The following is a 19,676-nucleotide window of genomic DNA, read 5'->3' on the forward strand; positions in this document are numbered from 1 at the left end:
CATAATTCACTCGTTGGGTTAGGAACTCCGCCTCTCCTCGATTCGGGCGCGCAGCTCCCGGTGACGGACTTCGTCGATCGGGAAATTCCAGAGCAGCGGGAAAGCGAGCAGCATGATCAGGCCGGGCAGCCAGCCGTAGATGTGCATCAGCGCCGAGATCGAGGCCGGGCTATGGCTCGCGGCATTCGGGATGAAACCGAACAAGGCCGGAAATCCGGTGCCCATCATCACGCCGAGCGCCACGGCCAGCTTGATTGCCATCCCCCAGAGCGCGAAAAAGAGGCCGGTGCGCTGTTTGCCGGTATCCAGCGTGTCTTGGTCGATCACGTCGGCGGCGATCGAATTGGACAGAAAGAAGATGGTTGCGAAACTGCTGCCGCGCAGCACGATCAGGGTGCCGTAGAATACGATGTCGCCGGCGCCGACCCAAGGCAGCGGCAGGCTCCAGAACCCGACCCAGAGCGCGGCGAGGGTGACCGCCCGGTGCTTGCCGATCCGGTCCGAAAGCCGCAGCCACAGCGGCATCGCGACCAGCGAGGCGAGCGTTTCGCCGAGAATCAGCGGCGCGAACAGTTCGGGCCTGCCGATTACATGCTTCAATACCAGTTTATGCAGGCTTGCCTGGATCATCAGTCCGGCCCCGAACAGAACGATCGCGATCACCGTGCGGAGAAATGCCCTGTTTTGGCACACGGAAATCAGCGCCGACCGGCCGATCAGAATTTCCCCGGTCAATTTTTCGGGCGGCGGTTCCGGCACCCGCCAGAGCGTGACGGCGACCAGCGGCGGCAGTGACAGGATCACCATCAGCGCGATGGCGCGCATTTCGTCGCTGCCGCCTGTATGTCCCGCCAGTCCCATCGCGGCCAGGACGGCGAGAAACAAAAATTGGCCGGCGGCGCCGAAGCCTTCGCGCCAGGCGGCGATCCGCGAACGCTCCCGGTAACCGGTCGCCAGTTCGGCGCCCCAGGCCTTGTAAGGCAGGTCGAAAATCGAATAGCCGATCGACAGCAGGCTTGCCCACGCCATCAGGTAGAGCAGCGAAACCTCTTTCGGCGGAACGAACAGCATCCAGGTGGCGAACATGATGAGCGGCGTGCCGACCGCCAGCCAGGGCTTGCGCCGACCCCAGCGGCTGTGCCAGCGGTCGCTGATCGTCCCGATCACAGGGTCGGTCAGCACGTCGAAGATGCGCGAAACGGAGATCATCGCGCCGACGCCGGCCAAAGGCAGCCCCATTTCGCCGGCATAAAAAGCGGGGATGAACAGCGCCATCGGCAGGGTCATCACCGCATCGGTCAGATGCGGCAAGGCGTACAGCGCCATCGTTTTTCGGGACAGCAATCCGGCGGCGGCCGAATCGACGGGATCGGGGCTCGTCAAGGCATCGCTCCTCTTGGGGTGAAAGCGTTTGCTCGAATCCCCTCAGCCTAACATACTTCCGTTAAACTCAACACCTTGCCGTGATGGCGATCCAAATCGATCGGGCTAATACAAGAAGCTGTCATTCCGGCAGCTCCTGAAGGAATGACCAGCAATAAGCCCATAAGGCGATTATTCTGGTCAACGGTTAAACTCGCCGGATCGAATGGTCTTCGATGACGATCAGCTGTTTTTTATAAAGCGCGCCGATCGCTTGTTTGAAGGCTTTTTTGCTGGCGCCGAAGGCCGCGTAGATGGCTTCCGGCGGGCTTTTGTCGCCGAGTTTCAGTACGCCGCCGTGTTTGTCCAGCTCCGCCAGGATCCGGTCGGCCAAAGGCTCGATCTTGCCGTAGCCGGGTTCGTTCAGGGTCAGGTCGAGCTTGTCATCGTCGCGGACTTTTTTGATGTAGCCGGTCAGCTTCTGGCCCTTGCGGAGCGGCCGGAAGATTTCGTTCTGATAGAGTATGCCCCAGTGGGTGTGGTCGACGACCGCTTTGACGCCCAGTTCGGTAGGATCCGCAATCAACAGGGATACTTGCTGGCCGGTTTTGAACTCGGGCCCTTCATCCGACAGGAAACGCTCGAGCTTGGTCGTCGCGACAATCCGCCCTTTGACGTCTTCGTACAGTTTGACCAGGTAAGACCGGCCGGGCTTCATTTCGGCGATTTGTTCGCTGAACGGCACCAGAAGGTCCTTCGGGATGCCCCAGTCAAGAAACGCGCCGTAATAATTGACCGAGACGACTTTCAGCCAGGCGATGTCGCCCGCTTCGGCCAAAGGGTTTTGCAGGGTCGCCGCCAGATGGCCTTCGCCGTCGATATACACGAAAGCGGAAACGCTGTCGCCGACCTGATAGGTCGTGGACGGTTTTTTGTCCGCCAGCAGCACCATCGGCGAGCCGGGCAGACCGAGGTAAATATTCGGGCCTTGAATTTTGACGACCTTGAGTGAGTTGGTTTTGCCAATGTTGATCATGGAATGGGAAATAGTTGAATGGAGCGTTCGATCGAATCCGCTGCTTCTTTTAGCTTAAATTAGCAGGATCAAGTGTTTGATAGGCGCAGGAGTAAGTTGCAATTCAGCAGCATACCAGATGGCCTTCCAATGGCTCATTAAGGAAAATAAAAAACACTAAAATAATGGTTGTCAGCACTGATCCCAGCAAGACCAAAAAATTTAATTTTGCATTATTTCTGAGCTTCCATGCTGCGATGGTGCCAAGAAGCGGGATTGGGGCTCCCCATATGAATGTTTGCGAGGTCATTACCCGAACACTCCAGGGAGGAGTAATTTCCCATTCCGCGAGCACGGGGAGTTCGGAACGGAGCGTATTCAAATATCCGTTTAGGGAGAAAAGATACAGACTTCCCAGTACGGACAGGCCGTAAAGCGTCAATCGGGAAATCTGTATCGGCAATTTCATTGTTTCGCCTAATTAGTGATTAGAAACCTTACCGCATCCAGCTTCAGCTCGGCCGATTCGATATTGTCGTGGGCGAGCAGCGTCATATCTTTCAGATGCTCGATTTCCTCAGGCTTGATCGACGGATTGACTTTTTGCAGGCGCATCATCCGTTTGATCTCTTCGGCCAGCGAGCCGAGCATTTCCCGGGCCGCATGTTGAACGAGCTCCTGTTTGTCGGTTTGGGCCCGTTGTTCGGCAACGCCGAGCATTTGCGTCAGATGATGGCGCTGGTTGTTGATGAAAGTGACGATTTTACTCTTGTCGAAGGTGATGCCGGCATCGATCAGGTCGTCATAATCGACGGTATCGGTCAGGTCCTGCTTGTTCTGATCGATCAGCACGCGGATCGGCGTGGGCGGCAGGAAGCGGCCGATCTGCAGTTCGGGCGGCGCGCTGCATTCGGCTACGAATAGGCATTCGAGCAGGAATTGCCCGGCCTTCAGCCCCGGATGTCTGACCACATTGATCGAGGCATTGCCGGTTTCGCTGGAAATGACCAGGTCCATCGCACCCGACACCATCGGGTGCTCCATCGTCAAAAACTGGAAATCTTCGCGAGCCAGCGCAATCGACCGGTTGATCGTGGCCGTCATGCCGTCTTCCGACAGGCTCGGAAAGTGCGAGGTGCGCAGATGGTCGCTCGGTTTGATGATGAAGCAATCGGGCGAATGGAATTCGGTATCCACGCCGTAGCTGTCGAACACGTCCTCCATGTATTGCCAGAGATGGCTTTCCCGTTCGAAGCGCTGCAATGCGTCGATGTATTTGTCGGCGATGTCTTTGCGGCAAGAGTTCAGTTCGAGCAGTTGGTCGCGGCCTTGATGGAGCTCGGCCTCGATTACGGCGCTGCGCTCGCGGGTTTTGGCGATAAAGCCGTCAAGTAAATCGAAGTCGCGCGCCGCCAGCAGGGCATCCAGTTCCGCCGCGAGTTCGTCCGCGACGTGCTGCGCGGCCGAATTGTTATGGCGGAACGCGTTCAGACCTTCGTCGTACCAGCGGAACAGCAGTTCTTGTTCGCTGCCGCGTAGGTACGGCACATGGATGCTAATGATGTGTTTCTGCCCGATCCGGTCGAGGCGGCCGATCCGTTGCTGCAGCAAATCGGGGTTGACGGGCAAATCCCACAGGATCAATTGGTGCACGAACTGGAAATTGCGGCCTTCGCTGCCGATCTCCGAGCATATCAGCAAGCGGGCCGAGCTTTCTTGGTCGGCGAAATAGGCAGCCGCACGGTCGCGTTCGATGATCGTCATCCCTTCGTGAAAGACCGCTGCGGCGATACCGGTCCGGTTCCTCAGCGTTTGTTCCAGGTCGATCGCGGTTTGCGCTTCCTTGCAGATCAACAGCGCCTTGTCGTCGCCGAAGCGCTTGATGGTATCGACTAGCCAGCCAAAGCGTGGGTCCTGTTCGAGGTCGTCCCGGTTTTCCTGGCCTTCCAGTGCATAGCCGTAGCGTTCGCGATCGGGGAAACCCTGCACCGTATGCCGGGAGTTGCGGAACAGGATGCGGCCGGTGCCGTGGTGGTCGAGCAGCACGTTGATCAATTGCGCACGGGCATGCGCGGATTTTTCCGGATTGTTCAGGTTTTTCAGCAAACCTTCGACATTGTCGTCCTTGACCAGCGCCTGCAGGGCCGCAGCGGCTTCATCGGTTAATGTCTCTTCGGCCAGCAGTGCGCGCGCCGCATTCGCGACCGGCTCGAAGTGTTTCTCGTCTTCCAGGTAACGGCTGTAACTGTAGAAACGGTCCGGATCGAGTAGCCGCAGACGGGCGAAGTGGCTCTCCTTGCCCAGTTGCTCGGGTGTTGCGGTCAGCAGAATCAGGCTTGGCGTCTGCAGGCCGAGCTGTTCGACGAACAGGTATTCGGGGCTCGGATTGGCTTCGCTCCACTCCAGATGGTGCGCTTCGTCCACGATCACCATATCCCAGCCCGCTTCCAGCGCCTGCTTCTGCCGGTTCGGATAGCGGCTGAAGAAGGATTGGCTGCACAGCACCAGTTGTTCGTTCACGAACACGTCTTCGTTTTCACGAGGTTCCTCGTCGAACTCTTCTTCGGCGAGCTCGTTCTCCAGATTGATGTTACGACAGCGCTCCTCGTCGACGATGCTGAAACGCAGATTGAAGCGGCGCAGCATTTCGACCAGCCATTGGTGCAGCAGCGTCTCGGGTACGATGATCAAAATACGGCTGGACAGTCCGTTGATCAGCCTGTGGTGCAGGATCATCCCGGCTTCGATCGTTTTGCCGAGGCCGACTTCGTCCGCGAGCATGATCCGCGGTGCGAGCCGGTTCGCGCATTCGTGCGCGATATAGATTTGGTGCGCGATCAGGCTGGTGCGTCCGCCCATCAGACCCTTGACCGGCGACTGGTGATGTTCGCGAAGCCGCCGCCAGGTGTCGTAGCGCAGCGAAAACCAGGACGGCGGATCGAACTGGCCGGTGAACAGACGGTCCTGAGGTTTGTTGAATTGAATGTGGTGGTTCAGTTCCATTTCTTCCAGGCGGAATTCCTTGCCCGCCTTGTTTCTGCCGATATAGGTAATGACGCCGTTATTTTCGGACACGGACTGTACGGTAATTTTGGAGCCGTCGATGGCTTCGATCGTATCCCCGGGTGAAAATTTGACGCGGGTCAGCGGGGCGTTATCACGCGCATAGATTCTTTTCTCGCCGGTCGCCAGGAACAGTACAGTGACCCGATTGTAGGCCGCTTCAAGAACCAGCCCGAGTCCCAATTCCGATTCGGTATTGCTGATCCAACGTTGTCCCGGAATGAAATTTTCCATTGATCGATTCGCTCGTCTTAAGATGTGAATAAAGGCAGTTATTATAAGCCTTGTCGGGAAAAGTATACGGAGAAATCATCCTGAAACTGGAAGGCGGATCAAGTAGCTAGAGATATTCCGGTGTACAACCGGGCCGCCGAGGTCGGCATGTTAAGCCTCCGTTCAGATCATGCGGCTTATAATGGATAACATAATCATTTTAAGCTTTGATAACGACTGATCTTTTAACTGAAATTCCGAGACGGCTATGAAAAAAATATTGACCTTAATCCCAATTTTTGCGATGGCCCTGAGCTTTGCAGGCGCTGCCGAAGCTTCCGGCGGCCACCCCGGCAAGGCCAAAGGGCATTACAAGCATAGACATGGGCACCGGGACGAGGTGGTGCATTATTATGTGCCGGTAGCGCCGCCTGCGCCTGCACCTGCACATTATTATCCGGCGCCGGTTCCTGCGCCGCAGCCTTACCGGCAGCCGGCGCCCGACCGCCGTTCTACGGCGGGGCTGGCAGGCAGCGTGGTCGGCGGCGCATTGGGTTATCAAGTCGGCAACGGCAATCCCCTTGCGGCCGGCGTAGGGGCGGCGGCCGGCTCCCTGATCGGCAACGAAATCGGCAAATAAGCCGGGGAACGGAGCGGATTCATTGAATGACTCCGCTTTTTCGGCTTGTTCTATTGCCCGATCAAATTATTTTTTTCGTTAAGGAAGCATTCAGTTAAATCATGGATAATGCAATCAACAAAAAATTTTAATCGTTATTTTTTAAATACTTGATACATCATGGAGAACGATTTTATGAAAAAGTCATTGTTATTCATTTCCCTGGCGGTGTCAGCCATGATGTTGCCGGGTGCAGCATTCGCGGATGGATGGGGCCATCATCACGGACATGGGCACGGTTGGGGACATCACCACCACCATCATCATGGCCATTACTATCCTGCCCCTATCGTGCAGAATTATTATCCGCAGCCGGTGGTAAGCTACATTGCCCCACCGCCGGCCGTGGTTTATCCTGTGCCGGCAGCTGTTCCTGTCCCGGTTCCAGCTCCGGTGCCTTACTATTCCGGCGGCGGTCGTCCTTCCACAAACGGCTTGGCGGGCGGAGTGATCGGCGGCGTGATGGGCTACCAATTGGGTGGAGGCGACCCGCTGGCGGCCGGCATCGGTGCTGCGGCCGGTTCATTTTTGGGTAACGGAATCGGCGGCTACTAACTCACCTGCACTTAACTTATCTACGCGGGTCTTTTTTTCAAATTTCTCAAGCAGTCATCAAGACCTTTCGCCGGCCCGGCCGGCAGGTCTTGAGTTTTTCCTCCGCATTCCGGCCCCGTGGGCCGCATAGTCAAACGGGTGAATTGCGTTACACTTAAACCGTGTTGTTTATTTTTTAACCGGTTTAACGTGGGTGCTATGGTCCTTTTTCTCCGTACTGCAGTTTTCCTCGCTGTTTTCTCGGCCTTAGGCTGCGCTAGGACGTATCAGGCCCGTTATGTCGAGACCAGCAACTTTCTGAACGATTATTCGATTCTGGAGGAGGATCGGGACGACGATGCGTTGATGAGCTATTGGAAGGAAGGCGCCGATTGGTCGCATTACAAAAAAATCATCGTCGATCCGGTCGTGATTCGGAAGACCCTGGATTCCGGGCTAAACGATCGCCCCCAGATCGAAAGCAGCCGCCTGAAAGAATTGCTGGAATACCGGGTGCGTGAAGCCTTGAAGAGGGATTTCAAATTGGTTACCCGTCCGGGACCGGATACGATCCGGGTCCAGCTGGCGATTACCGATGCCGAGACTTCGACCTTGTTCCTGGACCAGCTCACGACTTTGTATCCTTCGGCACGCGTGTCGTCGCTGCTGAAGCGGCTGGCGTTCGGCACCGAATCGTTCGTCGGCAAGGCGAGCATCGAAAGAAAAGTGACCGATTCGACGACCGGGGAGTTGTTGATGGCCTCGGCCGATTGCCGGGCTGGAGGAAAAACGCTGGTTGGCTCGTTCAACGACTGGGATGACGTCGAACAGGCTTATGTGTACTGGGCTCAACAGTTGAGCTATCAGCTTTGCGAAAAGGCCGGAAATCCCGAATGCCGGGAGCCGGAGTAGCATAAAGAGGCGGGAGGAGAGAAGCTTTAGTTGTGCCCACCTTGTCTAAAGCTTCCCGAAGCGCGTCGAATTTCCCGTGTCGGTAAAATTTTTCGATTATTCCTTATCGAGATCGCTCAGGAACATGTCCTGAATCAGATTCCTCTCGCCGCGGGTCAGTTTGAAACGCGCATATTTGGTACCCGGCGGCAAAGTTTCATGCTCCTGCTTTGTGTTGGACAGCGGTTTCCTGCGGTCCTTCAGGCGCCTTTCCGCTTTGCGCCGGTTGAGTTTGGCGGATGCCGATTCGCCGCCCTGCGTTTTTTCCTGTATTTCGGCTGCGGTCAATCGATTGGGCGAGCCACGGCGATCACTATTCGGACGCGTATCGGTTGCGCGTCGGACATGTTTTCGTAAGTTAATAATATTCATTGCAGTAATAACCTATATCGTTGATGGCGAAATGGAGATACAAAATGCTGCAATTCTCGTTTCTCCATAACAATCAAATATAGAACAAAATCCCCCCTTCCTCTACCTTATAGTCTGTAAGTTTTTGTATTCTAATATTTCTTGATTTCAGAGCGAAGCGGCCAGCCGCCGCAGCGCATCGCCGCCGTTATTGAATAGCGGCCAGCCGTCCCCCGGTAAAACGGTTTTGATGCCGGGCAGGGCGGCCAAGCGTTTGAGCGAGTCGACTGCGTGGCTTTTATCCTGCAGTTTGTCGTCCGGCAGCAGGCACAATTCTCCGCCTACATGGCAGCGGATCAGGTCGCCGGTGATCAGCGTTTCGTCTTCGAGCAGCAGCGCCAGTTCGCCGGGCGTTTTCGAACCTTTCAAGCCGTACACGGTCAATCCGGGGACGATTTCTTCATTTCCGTCGAGCCAGACATCGCAGGAAAACGGAATCAGATCCTTCTCCCCGGCCGGTCCGTAGAGCTTGGCGCCGTATTCCTGGGCCATCAGCCAGCCGGCGCGAACGTGATCGAAATTGGTAATCACCACCAACTTGACGCCCCCCAGGGTCTGCAGGTGTTTGCGGTCGTGAGCGGACAACGGCAGCGGGTCGATTGCAACATTACCTTCGGGTCGAACCCACAGCACGCTGTGGAAGTCCAGGTTGCGTTCTTCGTTGAAAACCGACCAGCCGAATAAATCTTTACGATGTAATTGTTTCATGGTTGCGTTTCCGGAAGATTGAAGGGTAAAAATTATTGTTCGCTCCTGCCATGCTGCAGGCGCCGCTTTTCGGTTTGAGCCAGAACGGCCAGGCGCGCGGCCGCCGTCATTTGCGTCCAGCCGGTGATTTCGTCGAGAGTGCGAAAGCAGCCCAGGCAGAGGTTGTTCCGGTCGAGACAACAGCATCTGACACAGGGCGAAGCCGGTGGTTCCTGGGAAAAATTCATCGGGTTGCGCTGTAAGAAAGGGCGGGGCATCAGCGGTGCAGAATCAATTCCAAGACCAGCTTGCTGCCGAAATAGGCGAGCAGCAGCGATAGAAAACCGCACAGAGTCAACTTGATCGCGGTCCGGCCGCGCCAGCCGTAGCGGATGCGTCCGAAGATCAGCCCGGAAAAGATGATCCAGGCCAGTATCGACAGCACCGTCTTGTGTACGAGGTGTTGCGCGAACAAATCTTCTATGAAAATAAAGCCGCTGATCAGCGAAATCGTCAGAAAAAACAAGCCGGCGCTAAGCATCTGAAACAGCAGCGCCTCCATCGTCTGCAGCGGGGGCAGGGATTGAATGAAGCGTTTCGGCGGATGGCTGCGCAATTGCTGATCCTGAATCGCCAGCAGTATCGCCTGCACGGCGGCAATATTCAGCAGGCTGAATGCGACAATCGAAGTCAGGACGTGCGTGCTCATCTTCCAGTTATGGATGTGCAGCGGATGGGGCTTTTCGGACAAAGTCGAATCCAGTCCGAGCATCAGGGCGGTGACCGGAAACAGGATCACACCGAGCTTTTCGACCGGTTTGTTCAATGCCGCAGTCAACAGCAGCAGGGATACAATCATCGAAACCAACGAGGCGGTGCTGAAAAAACTGAAATTAAATCCCTGGTATTGCTGGAAATTGGCCCCAATATACGCAAAGTGCGCGGCGACACCGATCCAGCCGGGCGACAGCGGCGCTTTTTCGTTCCTGTGCTTATGGAAATGCCGGGCGATCAGCAGCGCATTGCAGACATATGCGCCGATGGACAGAAGAGCAAGCTGAAGTGTGGTCATTCAACGGTTTCGTGGCTGAAAATGGGTCCGATTCGAATCGATTATGCGGTTGTGAAAGCGTCGGCGTCCGCCTCGGCTTCTGGAAAATCGGTGAAGATTACAGGACTGCTCAAGGTATGGTAGTATAGCCTGTTAATGTGTCCTGATCCTAGCCCATTATGTGCGGGGCCAGTTTTCCCAGTCACCAGTAAGTTTACGCCATGTTTGATAATTTAACCGACCGATTAAGCGATACCCTCAAAAAACTGAAAGGCCAGGGCCGCCTGACCGAGGACAACATCAAGGATACCCTGCGCGAGGTGCGCATGGCCTTGCTGGAAGCCGATGTCGCCTTGCCTGTGGTGACCGATTTTATCGAACGCGTCAAAACCGGCGCTTTGGGCCAGGCCGTGCAAAGCAGCCTGACGCCGGGCCAGTCGATGATCAAATTGGTACAGTCCGAGCTGGTCAAGGTGATGGGGGAGCGCAACGAGGCGTTGAACCTGCGCACCAACCCGCCCGCGATCGTGCTGATGGCGGGCTTGCAGGGTGCCGGTAAAACGACTACCGTCGCCAAACTGGGCCGCTGGCTGAAAACGAACCAGAAGAAAAAGGTCGGCGTGGTGAGTGCCGACGTTTATCGTCCGGCCGCAATCAAGCAGTTGGAAACGCTGGCGCAAGATTTGGAGCTCATGTTTTTTCCGAGCGATCCGAGCCAAAAACCGGTCGATATCGCCAACGCCGCGATCGACGCCGCGAAGCGCAAGTTTCTGGATGTGCTGATTATCGATACCGCGGGCCGTCTGCACATCGATGACGAGATGATGGCCGAAATCAAGGAACTGCATGCGGCGGTCAAGCCGATCGAAACCTTGTTCGTGGTCGACAGCATGACCGGCCAGGACGCAGCTAACACCGCAAAGGCGTTCAACGAAGCGCTGCCATTGACCGGCGTCATTTTAACCAAAGCCGACGGCGATGCGCGCGGCGGTGCGGCATTGTCGATCCGGCATATTACCGGCAAGCCGATCAAATTTATCGGCGTCGGCGAAAAGGCCGAGGCGCTCGAACCTTTCCATCCCGACCGGGTCGCTTCGCGGATTCTCGGCATGGGCGACATGCTCAGCCTGATCGAGGAGATCGAACAGAAAGTCGACAAGGAAAAAGCGCAGAAGCTGGTCCGCAAGATTCAAAAAGGCAAGAGTTTCGATCTGGAAGACTTCCGCCAGCAACTGATCGAAATGCAGAACATGGGCGGCGTCGGTACGATGCTGGACAAACTGCCGGGTATGAGCAGCGTGCCGCGGGAAATCCGGGAGAAGGTCAACGACAAGGAACTGGCTCGCCAGATCGCGGTGATCAATTCGATGACTCCGCAGGAGCGCCGCTTTCCCGACCTGATCAAAGGCAACCGCAAAAAACGGATCGCGGACGGTTGCGGCCAGGATCTGAACGCGGTGAACCGGATGCTGAAGCAGTTCATGATGATGGAAAAGATGATGAAAAAGCTGAAAGCCGGCGGCAACATGGCGAACATGATCCGCGGCATCAAGAGCAACGTACGCGGACTGCGGCGCTGAGCTTTGTGCTTGAAAGCCCTTTCCCTTTGCGGGAAAGGGCAGGGTGAGGACGATTGAAAGGCGCTGACCACGGCAGTATTGGTTTTAAGTAATTTCCGAATAACTCCTCTCCCTCCGGATTGCCGTTAAGTCAAGAAATAAAGATACCGTAGAGTGGAAGCGTAGCGCATCCACTGCACTGCCATTGCCGGATGCGTGAGCTACGCTTATCCGGCCTGCAGCTCTCTTGACTTAACGGCATTGCCCTTGGAAAAGGGAGTTTCCCGGACTCAGAGTTTTCTTAAATCCCTTCCCTCAAGTCTTCTCGCAGGGTAAATAGTCAGGTTAGAGGGCATGTCGGCTACTCTGAAGGGCATAAAGAGCGTACTGGGTAATCGAACGCCGCCGATCCCTATTTGACATCTCACCCACAAGATCCACAAACCGAATTTTGAGCCTATTCCGCACTTTACATATCGCTAAAATCGCGTAGAATAGGCGGATTAATTTTTTGAATTAAATGTTTCGAGGAAAACTTTAATGGTTACCATTCGCCTTACCAGAACCGGCGCGAAAAATCGTCCTTTTTATCATGTCATCGTCGCCGACAGCAGAAGCGGCCGTGACGGTCGTTACATCGAGCGCGTCGGCTTCTTCAATCCTCTGGCGCGCGGCAACGAAGTCAGATTGCGTCTGGACAGCGAACGCGTCGAATACTGGAAATCGCACGGTGCGCAACCTTCCGATCGCGTTGCAAGACTGATTAAAGACGCTGCGAAGGCGTCGGCCTAATTCGGGTTGACCAAGGAACGCGATAACACCGTCTGCGTCGGCAAAATCTCCGGCGTTTTCGGTGTCAAAGGCTGGCTGAAGATTTTTTCTTATACCAGCCCGAAGGAAAATATCCTGACGTATTCTCCCTGGATTTTAATAAAAAAGGGCGAAACGAAGATTATCGAAATCGTTGACGGTCATTTGCACAGCGGTGGCGTGATTGCCCAAATCAAGGGCGTGAGCGATCGCAATCAGGCGGAAACCCTGCTCGGCTACGAGATTTTTATCCGCCGCGAGCAATTGCCCGAGACGTCCGAAGGCGAGTATTACTGGTCCGATCTGATCGGGCTGGAAGTAGTGACGACCGAAGGCGTGGTATTGGGCGTCGTCGACAACCTGCTCGAAACCGGCGCGAACGACGTATTGATCGTCAAAGGCGAGCGCGAGCGTGCGGTGCCGTTCATTCAGGGACGGACAATCGTGAAGGTCGACACCGATGCCGGCCGGATCGTGGCCGATTGGGATCCCGAGTTTTAAATCGGCGGCATGCGTTTCGATGTCGTTTCGATTTTCCCGGACATGGTGGCTGGCGCTGCCAGCTACGGGGTCACCGGCAGGGCGATCGAGCGGCAGCTCGTCAGCCTGAACCTGTGGAATCCCAGGGATTATACCGAAGACCGCCACCGGACCGTCGATGATCGGCCCTACGGCGGTGGCCCGGGCATGGTGATGAAGTATCCGCCTCTGCACGATGCGGTGGCGGCGGCGAAAGCGGCGGGCGAAAGTCCCGCCAAAGTGGTCTACTTAAGTCCTCAAGGCAGATTATTGACCCAGGAAATGTTGGCCGAGGCCAGCCGACTCAGTCAATTGATTCTTGTCGCAGGGCGTTATGAAGGCGTCGACGAGCGCTTCGTCGAACTCGATTGCGACGAGGAATGGTCGCTGGGCGACTACGTGATCAGCGGCGGCGAATTGGCCGCCTTGATCGTAATCGACGGGGTAACGCGGTTATTGCCCGGCGTGCTCGGCGATGAAGCGTCCGCGGAGCAGGATTCGCACCGGAACGGCTTGTTGGATTGCCCGCACTATACCCGGCCCGAGCATCTGGACGGCCATCCGGTGCCGAAGGTGTTGCTGGGCGGCAATCATGCCGAAATCGAGCGCTGGCGAATGAAACAGGCGCTCGGCAGAACATGGCTAAGACGCCCGGACTTGCTGGAAAAAATGCAGTTGAGCCCGGATCAGCAAGCCCTGCTGAATGAATTTAAAATTGAACTTGATGTTTATTAGGTGTGGTAATGAGCAATATTATTGAAGCATTGGAAAAAGAACAATTAAAGCAGATCCCGGAATTCGGGCCTGGTGATACCGTGGTCGTGCAAGTCCGGGTGAAGGAAGGCGAGCGTGAAAGAATCCAGGCGTTCGAAGGCGTCGTGATCGCGAAGCGCAACCGCGGTCTGAACTCTGCTTTCACCGTCAGAAAAATTTCGCACGGCACCGGCGTCGAGCGTGTTTTCCAGACGCACAGCCCGCTGATCAGCGAAATCCAGGTCAAGCGCCGCGGCGACGTGCGTCGGGCGAAGCTGTACTACCTGCGCGATCTGACCGGTAAGGCGGCGAGAATCAAGGAAAAACTGTCCTAAGTTTTTCAGTTTTTCTCAGGAATCAAAAAAGGCGGCTTCGGGTCGCCTTTTTTATTTGTGGTTATTTAAGGCTCTTTCTTTCAGTGGATTGACCAACTTACACGGTCAGCGACCCCAGTTCGTAGGATGCGCTGACCATCGGGAAGCGCATCGTTTGTGATCGGTGCTTCATAATGCCAATAAGAAGGTGCCTCTCTCGCTAACGATGCGCTTCACTTCGTTCAGCGCATCCTACGGCCCTCATCTGGCATATGCCCATATGGTTGATTACTTTGTCTCGGATGACAAATTTTATAAAAAATTCAAAAACAATGAAATACTAAAAGTTAACTTTATTAAATTCGATGAATACAATGAAATATGCAAATGAATATAAATTCAACTTCAAAAATAATGGCAGACTTTATAAATCCACCTAACAAAGCGATGCAGCTGAAAACGCCCTTTGGTTCTTTCTTCAATTTCGATGGTTACTCGAAGTTTCCGACTTCGGTCGATTTCCCGAGGGGCGTTTCCGCTGATCTTGAACATTAGATCGCACCGAACGCCATGTCTATCGCTAGCATCTACCACTACACCAGCATTGAGTCGCTCGCCCTCATACTGAAGACGCGCAAGCTTCGATTCACGCGACTCGATGGTGTTGACGACGTTCGAGAGGCTCAGGCCCACGTCGGAATCGACTTTGGGAAGTTCTTCTTCGTAAGCTGCTGGACCCAACAGACCGAAGAGAGCATCCCTCAGTGGAGCATGTACAGCCGCGAGATGCAGGGCGTCCGTCTCGAACTTCCAGAGTTTCCGTTTGCCAACGATCCCCTACGGCCAAAACCCGGATGGGGCGGCATCGAGTGGCAAGGAGACCTTTTGAGCCCGCTGTCGTTCGAGGTGCTTTGGGGGTCAAGCTACTTCATCGTTCCCATGTTTCTCAAACGGGAGCACTTTGCAGGGCCGGTCGAGTATGTTTCCAACGTCTCCGACGTGTATGCGCATTCCATCCGCAGAGAAGTTCATCCAGATGGACGGGTGAACCTGAAGATCGATGGCCTCCCACTGCTGCCTCGCCGAAAGTCAGCCGAATGGTTCTTCCAGAAGGAGTATCGGTTCTCGCTATTCGTACTGCCTTCACTGCCCGTTCCACCTGCGGGCCCGGGCACGCCGCAGTTCTTCGAGAGCGTCGGGCAACATATGAGCAACTCATTCATCAACAACATCGACCCTGGGATCACCTACGTAGATGTACCACTATCCGACCAGGCAATTCAGAGTCTCGTTGTTCGAACTGGGCCACTGGCTACGCCCGGCGGTCGGGCGTGCGTCGAAGCGCTCGTTGCTCAGCTTGCACCGCAGGCACGTATCGAGCAAAGCGGGCTCTCCGGCGCAATTCGTGCAAAGGGGCGGTAGGGCCGTAGGTACGATTAGCAAAGCGTAATCGTACGAATTTGGATTGGCTTCCTCCGATTACGTTTCGCTAATCGGAGCTACAAATATTTTTAGGTACTTTATGCGCCACAATCGTGGTGCAGTCGCCTTGGCATATTACGCCGAATGAGGTTCGGCTGGCATGCGTTTTTCGTGCCCACGCGGAACCGGGCCGCGATGTAAAAGGCGCGTACCCTACATTGTTTCTGGCGGCCTTTTTTATGCGCGAGAGCCGTAGTGGGCGTTTTTCTGCTTGAAGAAATTCAAATTTTCTATTTCTTGACACGTTGGCTTTGGATATACTTCGCCGAAGCCTCCTCACTCAGACTACGAGCGGCTGAAAATGCGCTTTTCGAAGGTGAAACATCATGAACTGGCAGGAAGTCTGCGAGCATCCCAGCTTAAAAAATTTACCCTTTAAAATCGAACTGGACGAATACGGGCATATTGTCATGAGTCCTGTCAAAATTAATCATTCCATTTTACAGGGCGAAATAGAATTTACTTTGCGCTCCCTGCTCAAGGAAGGGAAAACGCTGCCTGAGTGCGCGATTAAAACCCGCAAAGGAACAAAAGTTGCGGACGTAGCATGGGCTTCATTGGATGTATTGGCAAGGATTAAAGGAGAAGTCGAAGCCTCGATCGCCCCAGAAATTTGCGTCGAAATCGTTTCCGGCAGTAATACAAAAAAAGAAATGGCGGAAAAAAGACAACTATATTTCGAAGCGGGAGCAAAAGAAGTTTGGTTATGTAATGAAAGCGGTGAATTGATTTTTTTTAACGCCGAACAACAGTTAGTTCATTCCGAAGTAGTTCCTCTGTTTCCCGATAAGATCGAAATATGACCCTTGTAAGGTACCAGCTCACCCTGCCTTATCTTTTTTCGAAAAACCCGTGTAAGGCGGAACCGGTTTGCCGGGTTCCGCCATAGGGGATGGAGCAGAGTACCGGAGGGTTTCTGTGAGCCTGATGCGGTGAGCGTAACTTTGCTTTTTTGTCGGCTTCAAATTGGCGGATCGCCTATCGGCATCCGCCCTACGACGGCTTATCTTTTTTCGAAAAGCCGCTTGTCCCAGATGATCGGCTCGGGCGGGGCGATGATCAGTTTTTGCGCATCCGGATGATGGGGGTTGACCAGGGCGTTGGCATCCAGACGGGCGATCACCGACGGCACGACCAGGACCGCCGTTCTCGATTCCCCCAGCCATTGATCGCCGAAAGCTCTGGCAACTGCGTTGTCTTCAATATCCCACCCGGCAGGAAGCGACTCGGCATCGTGCATTTCAACCGATACCGAATCGAGTGCTTCGGCGATTACATAAACATGCGTCGTCGGAATTCGGCCGATGTTCGCATGCGCCAGAATTTCGACCATTGCGCAGGAATAACTCAACGAGCCGTAAATGACCGGCCGGCCGGGACTGTTCCACCGGCCCCCGACAATCGCTGCGCCGGTGCCGTCCCACACCGGATGCCGGTTGTCGGCTATCCGGAAAATCCGCATCATGCCGCGATACCGTAAAACAGTTTCCAGAGCAGTTCTTCGACACGGCGCGCGCCGAGTTCGGTCATCGACACTTCGAGCGGCGTCCGGCCTTCCAGCATCGGATGAGAGGTGTGCAGAAACGCTCTTGCTTCATCATCCGAAACCCAGACATAGTGTGCCGTCGCATAAACCCTGGCTAGACGTTCGGCGCGTTCCGATTCTTCCGGGCTCAGCCGGTCGCGGCGGCGCTTGAAGGTTGCCTCGGGCACGATCCGATACAACAGCCGCTTTTTTTCCTCCAGACTCAAACCGATGCGCTCGACGCTCGCCTTGAGCGCTTTTTTAGGCAAGCCTTCGGCAACCAGCCGGTCGAGTTCGGAAAAGGAATGCGGAACGGTTTCCAGTTCCATCACGGAAGCGATATTTTCAGGCGTAACGAGTAGCATGGCGAAGACTGTCAGGTATCATTTTGACGATATTAATGGATCGAATGATGCCGCTTGTCAAGCGAAGATTTCAAAACGGGAATGGCTAGGCGGCTGTGCTGTAGGGCGGGCACGATGGGTTTTATGGGTTCACGCGGAATAGGATGGTAATCCCGAAGGGTGAGTCGAAAATCTGCCTGTCGTACATCTTGATTCGACCTCGATAGTTTGAATGATTTCTTAATTAGGGCCTTTTCACTTTTACTACGGCGCTTTTTGTGTCACCGAGCTCCTTTTGCACTGCTGCGGGCGCATAGAATTCCCAAGGCGGAACACCGGTTCCGCCCTGTGAATGGCTAGACGCTTTCAATATCCGAGCGCGATCCGGATTGGAGGCTCCACTCTCCGATGTTTTGCTCTTTCCCGAGATGGTGCCAGTTGCTTTCAATCCATTCTTTAATCTGGGCATGGCTACGCAAATGGCCGGGCATTCTTTCCTGTATCAAGCGCTCGACCTCCAAGACATCAAATCTTCGCTTGAAGGGAGTGTTTTCCATTAAATGGTTCAAGAAATCAAGCATCTCGTAACCCTGATTTCTATCCAGTTGCTCAATATCCGGATGTCCCTTAATTCCTGTATTACCGCTGATATACTCCGAACTCCATGAATAATGATATTTGCTATCGTTCAGATCGGAAGCTTTTATTTTTACCGTCATAACGCACCTATATGGAATATGAACTTCCATCAAAGAAAATTATATACGCGCAAGAGATAGTAAAAATATTATTAACGAACAAATTACTTATTATTAATAGAGTCTAATATTGCAAAAGGTTTTTAATGTGAAAGCAAGTAAAAATCGATCTATGAAAATATCAGACGTAATTTCAATATTCTCTTACGCCATCCCGTCCCATCGCCCCTCTGTTGCCGTCATAACGACGAATGAGACCATGATCGGGCATTTCCTTCCCGATACTCATTCCGTCAAAAGTCTACCCCCAGACGAAAATATTGGTCGCATTTCTCGTTGCGAAGTTCAAGAATTTTTTGTCCGTTGGCTGTGTATTCCCGGGGTGAACTCGAAAAACGGCGAGGCATCCAATGTGGAAAGTCATAAACGGAAAATGAAGCGCTCTATTCGTTACAGGCGCAGGAGAGATTTGCATGGAATATCCCGATAAAATACTCGCCATCGTGCTTGCGGGCGGCGAAGGCTCAAGGCTCTATCCTCTCACTGCGCATCGCTCGAAGCCGGCGGTTCCTTTCGGAGGGAAATACCGCCTGGTGGATTTCGTGATCAGCAATCTGATCAATTCGGGCGTAGGATCGATTTATGTGGTGGTGCAGTACAAATCCCAATCCCTGATCGAACATTTGCACAAGGCCTGGGAGCCTTCCCGGGTGTCGACCGGTGAGTTTGTGATGGAAGTGCCGCCGCAAAGACAGTTTGGCGACGACTGGTTTCAGGGAACAGCCAATGCGGTGTATCAAAACCTGACGCTGCTCGACCGGCATCAGCCCAGGCTGGTGGCCGTTTTCGGCGCCGATCATGTGTATCGGATGGATGTGCGCCAGATGATGGAGTTTCACTGCGCCAACGAGGCGGATGTTACGGTGGCGGCGCGATCGGTGCCGCTGGCCGAAGCCGTTTCTTTCGGCGTACTGGAAACGGATGAAGCTGGACGAATCAACGCTTTCAGGGAAAAGCCGGCGCAGCCCAGGCCGATGCCGGGCGATTCCAAAAGGGCTTACGTGTCGATGGGCAATTATCTTTTCGATGCGGAAAAGCTGCGTGCCATCGTCGAGGAGGCCCATCAACGCGGCGAAACCGATTTCGGCGGTGAAATCCTGCCGCGTCTGGTGGGGACGCACCGTCTGCTCGCTTATGATTTCGCCTCCAATCAGGTTCCGGGCATCAAACCTTATGAAGAAACCGGATACTGGCGCGATGTAGGCACGCTTCAATCCTACTGGCAGGCCCATCAGGATCTTCTCGGGGAACGGCCTTATTTCGATTTGTTCAATCCCCAGTGGCCTATCCGTTCGTCCCGTTACGACGGCCCCGGCGTAAAAATCACCAGCCATTACGTGGAAGACAGCTTGATCTGTTCAGCCAGTTGGCTAAACAAAGTGCTGGTCTGCCGCAGCATTGTGGGGCGGGAAGTGGTGCTGGAGGAAGGCGTGCAACTGGATGAGTGCATCATCCTGGATTACGTGAAAATCGGGAAGGGCAGCCGGTTGCGCCGAGTTATCGTCGACAAGCAGAATATCATTGAAGCGGGCACCGTGCTCGGATTCGATCGCGAAAAAGACGCCCGGCAGTATTTCGTGGATGCGTCGGGGATCACCGTCGTGCCGCGCGGGAATCGGATGATTTCCCTGGCCTATTGAGCGCGG

The 19,676-nt window shown here is 54.5% G+C and carries 22 protein-coding genes; 11 read left to right on the forward strand and 11 right to left on the reverse strand.

All coding sequences use genetic code 11. The features are described 5' to 3' along the window. Nucleotides 1-18 precede the first annotated feature (18 nt). The 4 genes from JJL52_RS13225 to rapA all read right to left on the reverse strand — a co-directional run bounded on the left by JJL52_RS13225 (nucleotide 19) and on the right by rapA (nucleotide 5,674). Nucleotides 19-1,383 carry an MFS transporter gene (locus JJL52_RS13225; protein ID WP_202052948.1) on the reverse strand — a complete coding sequence of 455 codons (1,365 nt, stop codon included), beginning with the start codon at nucleotides 1,381-1,383 and terminating at the stop codon, nucleotides 19-21. Between the two features lie 187 nt (nucleotides 1,384-1,570). Next, a complete protein-coding gene (locus JJL52_RS13230; protein ID WP_202052950.1) occupies nucleotides 1,571-2,398 on the reverse strand; it encodes a CvfB family protein in 828 nt (275 codons plus the stop codon). Nucleotides 2,399-2,501: 103 nt separating this feature from the next. Further along, nucleotides 2,502-2,846: a hypothetical protein gene (locus tag JJL52_RS13235; protein WP_202052952.1), complete on the reverse strand. Its 345-nt coding sequence runs from the start codon at nucleotides 2,844-2,846 to the stop codon at nucleotides 2,502-2,504. A gap of 8 nt (nucleotides 2,847-2,854) precedes the next feature. Beyond that, the gene (gene rapA / locus JJL52_RS13240) at nucleotides 2,855-5,674 is read right to left on the reverse strand and encodes an RNA polymerase-associated protein RapA (protein ID WP_202052953.1); all 2,820 of its coding nucleotides are present in this window, start codon (nucleotides 5,672-5,674) and stop codon (nucleotides 2,855-2,857) included. Between the two features lie 247 nt (nucleotides 5,675-5,921). Between rapA and JJL52_RS13245 the strand changes: the two genes are divergently transcribed. The 3 genes from JJL52_RS13245 to JJL52_RS13255 all read left to right on the forward strand — a co-directional run bounded on the left by JJL52_RS13245 (nucleotide 5,922) and on the right by JJL52_RS13255 (nucleotide 7,778). After that, nucleotides 5,922-6,293 carry a glycine zipper 2TM domain-containing protein gene (locus JJL52_RS13245; protein WP_202052955.1) on the forward strand — a complete coding sequence of 124 codons (372 nt, stop codon included), beginning with the start codon at nucleotides 5,922-5,924 and terminating at the stop codon, nucleotides 6,291-6,293. 174 nt (nucleotides 6,294-6,467) lie between these two features. Beyond that, a complete protein-coding gene (locus JJL52_RS13250; protein ID WP_202052956.1) occupies nucleotides 6,468-6,887 on the forward strand; it encodes a hypothetical protein in 420 nt (139 codons plus the stop codon). Nucleotides 6,888-7,085: 198 nt separating this feature from the next. Next, the gene (locus JJL52_RS13255) at nucleotides 7,086-7,778 is read left to right on the forward strand and encodes a DUF3313 domain-containing protein (RefSeq protein WP_202052958.1); all 693 of its coding nucleotides are present in this window, start codon (nucleotides 7,086-7,088) and stop codon (nucleotides 7,776-7,778) included. A gap of 96 nt (nucleotides 7,779-7,874) precedes the next feature. On the opposite strand, the gene JJL52_RS13260 is transcribed toward JJL52_RS13255, so the two are convergent. The 4 genes from JJL52_RS13260 to JJL52_RS13275 form a co-directional block, all read right to left on the reverse strand. Next, nucleotides 7,875-8,189, reverse strand: a complete 315-nt coding sequence (locus JJL52_RS13260; RefSeq protein WP_202052960.1) for a hypothetical protein — start codon at nucleotides 8,187-8,189, stop codon at nucleotides 7,875-7,877. Between the two features lie 147 nt (nucleotides 8,190-8,336). Next, nucleotides 8,337-8,936 (reverse strand): MBL fold metallo-hydrolase, encoded by a 600-nt coding sequence (locus JJL52_RS13265; RefSeq protein ID WP_202052961.1) that lies wholly within the window; start codon nucleotides 8,934-8,936, stop codon nucleotides 8,337-8,339. 32 nt (nucleotides 8,937-8,968) lie between these two features. Then, nucleotides 8,969-9,193: a DUF1289 domain-containing protein gene (locus JJL52_RS13270; RefSeq protein ID WP_202052963.1), complete on the reverse strand. Its 225-nt coding sequence runs from the start codon at nucleotides 9,191-9,193 to the stop codon at nucleotides 8,969-8,971. Further along, nucleotides 9,193-9,987, reverse strand: coding sequence for a cytochrome C assembly family protein (locus JJL52_RS13275; RefSeq protein ID WP_202052965.1), 795 nt, complete (start codon nucleotides 9,985-9,987; stop codon nucleotides 9,193-9,195). Before JJL52_RS13275 ends, JJL52_RS13270 begins: the two co-directional genes overlap by 1 nt. 200 nt (nucleotides 9,988-10,187) lie before the next feature. Between JJL52_RS13275 and ffh the strand changes: the two genes are divergently transcribed. The 7 genes from ffh (at nucleotide 10,188) to JJL52_RS13310 (ending at nucleotide 16,206) form a co-directional block, all read left to right on the forward strand. Next, nucleotides 10,188-11,546: a signal recognition particle protein gene (gene ffh / locus JJL52_RS13280; protein ID WP_202052967.1), complete on the forward strand. Its 1,359-nt coding sequence runs from the start codon at nucleotides 10,188-10,190 to the stop codon at nucleotides 11,544-11,546. 519 nt (nucleotides 11,547-12,065) lie between these two features. Then, nucleotides 12,066-12,317 (forward strand): 30S ribosomal protein S16, encoded by a 252-nt coding sequence (gene rpsP / locus JJL52_RS13285; RefSeq protein ID WP_005370081.1) that lies wholly within the window; start codon nucleotides 12,066-12,068, stop codon nucleotides 12,315-12,317. Nucleotides 12,318-12,323: 6 nt separating this feature from the next. Then, nucleotides 12,324-12,836: a ribosome maturation factor RimM gene (gene rimM / locus JJL52_RS13290; protein ID WP_202052969.1), complete on the forward strand. Its 513-nt coding sequence runs from the start codon at nucleotides 12,324-12,326 to the stop codon at nucleotides 12,834-12,836. Nucleotides 12,837-12,845: 9 nt separating this feature from the next. Further along, nucleotides 12,846-13,589 (forward strand): tRNA (guanosine(37)-N1)-methyltransferase TrmD, encoded by a 744-nt coding sequence (gene trmD / locus JJL52_RS13295; protein WP_202052970.1) that lies wholly within the window; start codon nucleotides 12,846-12,848, stop codon nucleotides 13,587-13,589. An 8-nt stretch (nucleotides 13,590-13,597) separates the two neighbouring features. After that, nucleotides 13,598-13,942, forward strand: coding sequence for a 50S ribosomal protein L19 (gene rplS / locus JJL52_RS13300; RefSeq protein ID WP_202052972.1), 345 nt, complete (start codon nucleotides 13,598-13,600; stop codon nucleotides 13,940-13,942). A 549-nt stretch (nucleotides 13,943-14,491) separates the two neighbouring features. Further along, nucleotides 14,492-15,343, forward strand: coding sequence for a hypothetical protein (locus tag JJL52_RS13305; protein ID WP_202052973.1), 852 nt, complete (start codon nucleotides 14,492-14,494; stop codon nucleotides 15,341-15,343). Nucleotides 15,344-15,729: 386 nt separating this feature from the next. Beyond that, complete coding sequence (locus JJL52_RS13310; protein ID WP_202052974.1) at nucleotides 15,730-16,206, forward strand: Uma2 family endonuclease; 477 nt, start codon at nucleotides 15,730-15,732, stop codon at nucleotides 16,204-16,206. Between the two features lie 200 nt (nucleotides 16,207-16,406). Here the strand turns inward: JJL52_RS13310 and JJL52_RS13315 are convergent, their stop codons facing one another. The 3 genes from JJL52_RS13315 to JJL52_RS13325 form a co-directional block, all read right to left on the reverse strand. Next, the gene (locus JJL52_RS13315) at nucleotides 16,407-16,868 is read right to left on the reverse strand and encodes an RES family NAD+ phosphorylase (RefSeq protein ID WP_236994244.1); all 462 of its coding nucleotides are present in this window, start codon (nucleotides 16,866-16,868) and stop codon (nucleotides 16,407-16,409) included. Then, entirely contained in the window at nucleotides 16,865-17,293 is a 429-nt protein-coding gene (locus JJL52_RS13320) for an Xre family toxin-antitoxin system antitoxin (protein WP_202052975.1), read from the reverse strand. The genes JJL52_RS13315 and JJL52_RS13320 overlap by 4 nt, the downstream gene beginning before the upstream one ends. A gap of 335 nt (nucleotides 17,294-17,628) precedes the next feature. Continuing rightward, nucleotides 17,629-17,991 carry a hypothetical protein gene (locus JJL52_RS13325; RefSeq protein WP_202052976.1) on the reverse strand — a complete coding sequence of 121 codons (363 nt, stop codon included), beginning with the start codon at nucleotides 17,989-17,991 and terminating at the stop codon, nucleotides 17,629-17,631. Between the two features lie 452 nt (nucleotides 17,992-18,443). Here JJL52_RS13325 and JJL52_RS13330 point away from each other — a divergent pair, with 452 nt between their 5' ends. Beyond that, nucleotides 18,444-19,670 carry a glucose-1-phosphate adenylyltransferase gene (locus JJL52_RS13330; RefSeq protein ID WP_202052978.1) on the forward strand — a complete coding sequence of 409 codons (1,227 nt, stop codon included), beginning with the start codon at nucleotides 18,444-18,446 and terminating at the stop codon, nucleotides 19,668-19,670. Nucleotides 19,671-19,676 lie beyond the last annotated feature (6 nt).

Origin of the sequence: Candidatus Methylomicrobium oryzae (genome assembly GCF_016745425.1) — a bacterium.
GTDB lineage: Bacteria > Pseudomonadota > Gammaproteobacteria > Methylococcales > Methylomonadaceae > Methylomicrobium > Methylomicrobium oryzae.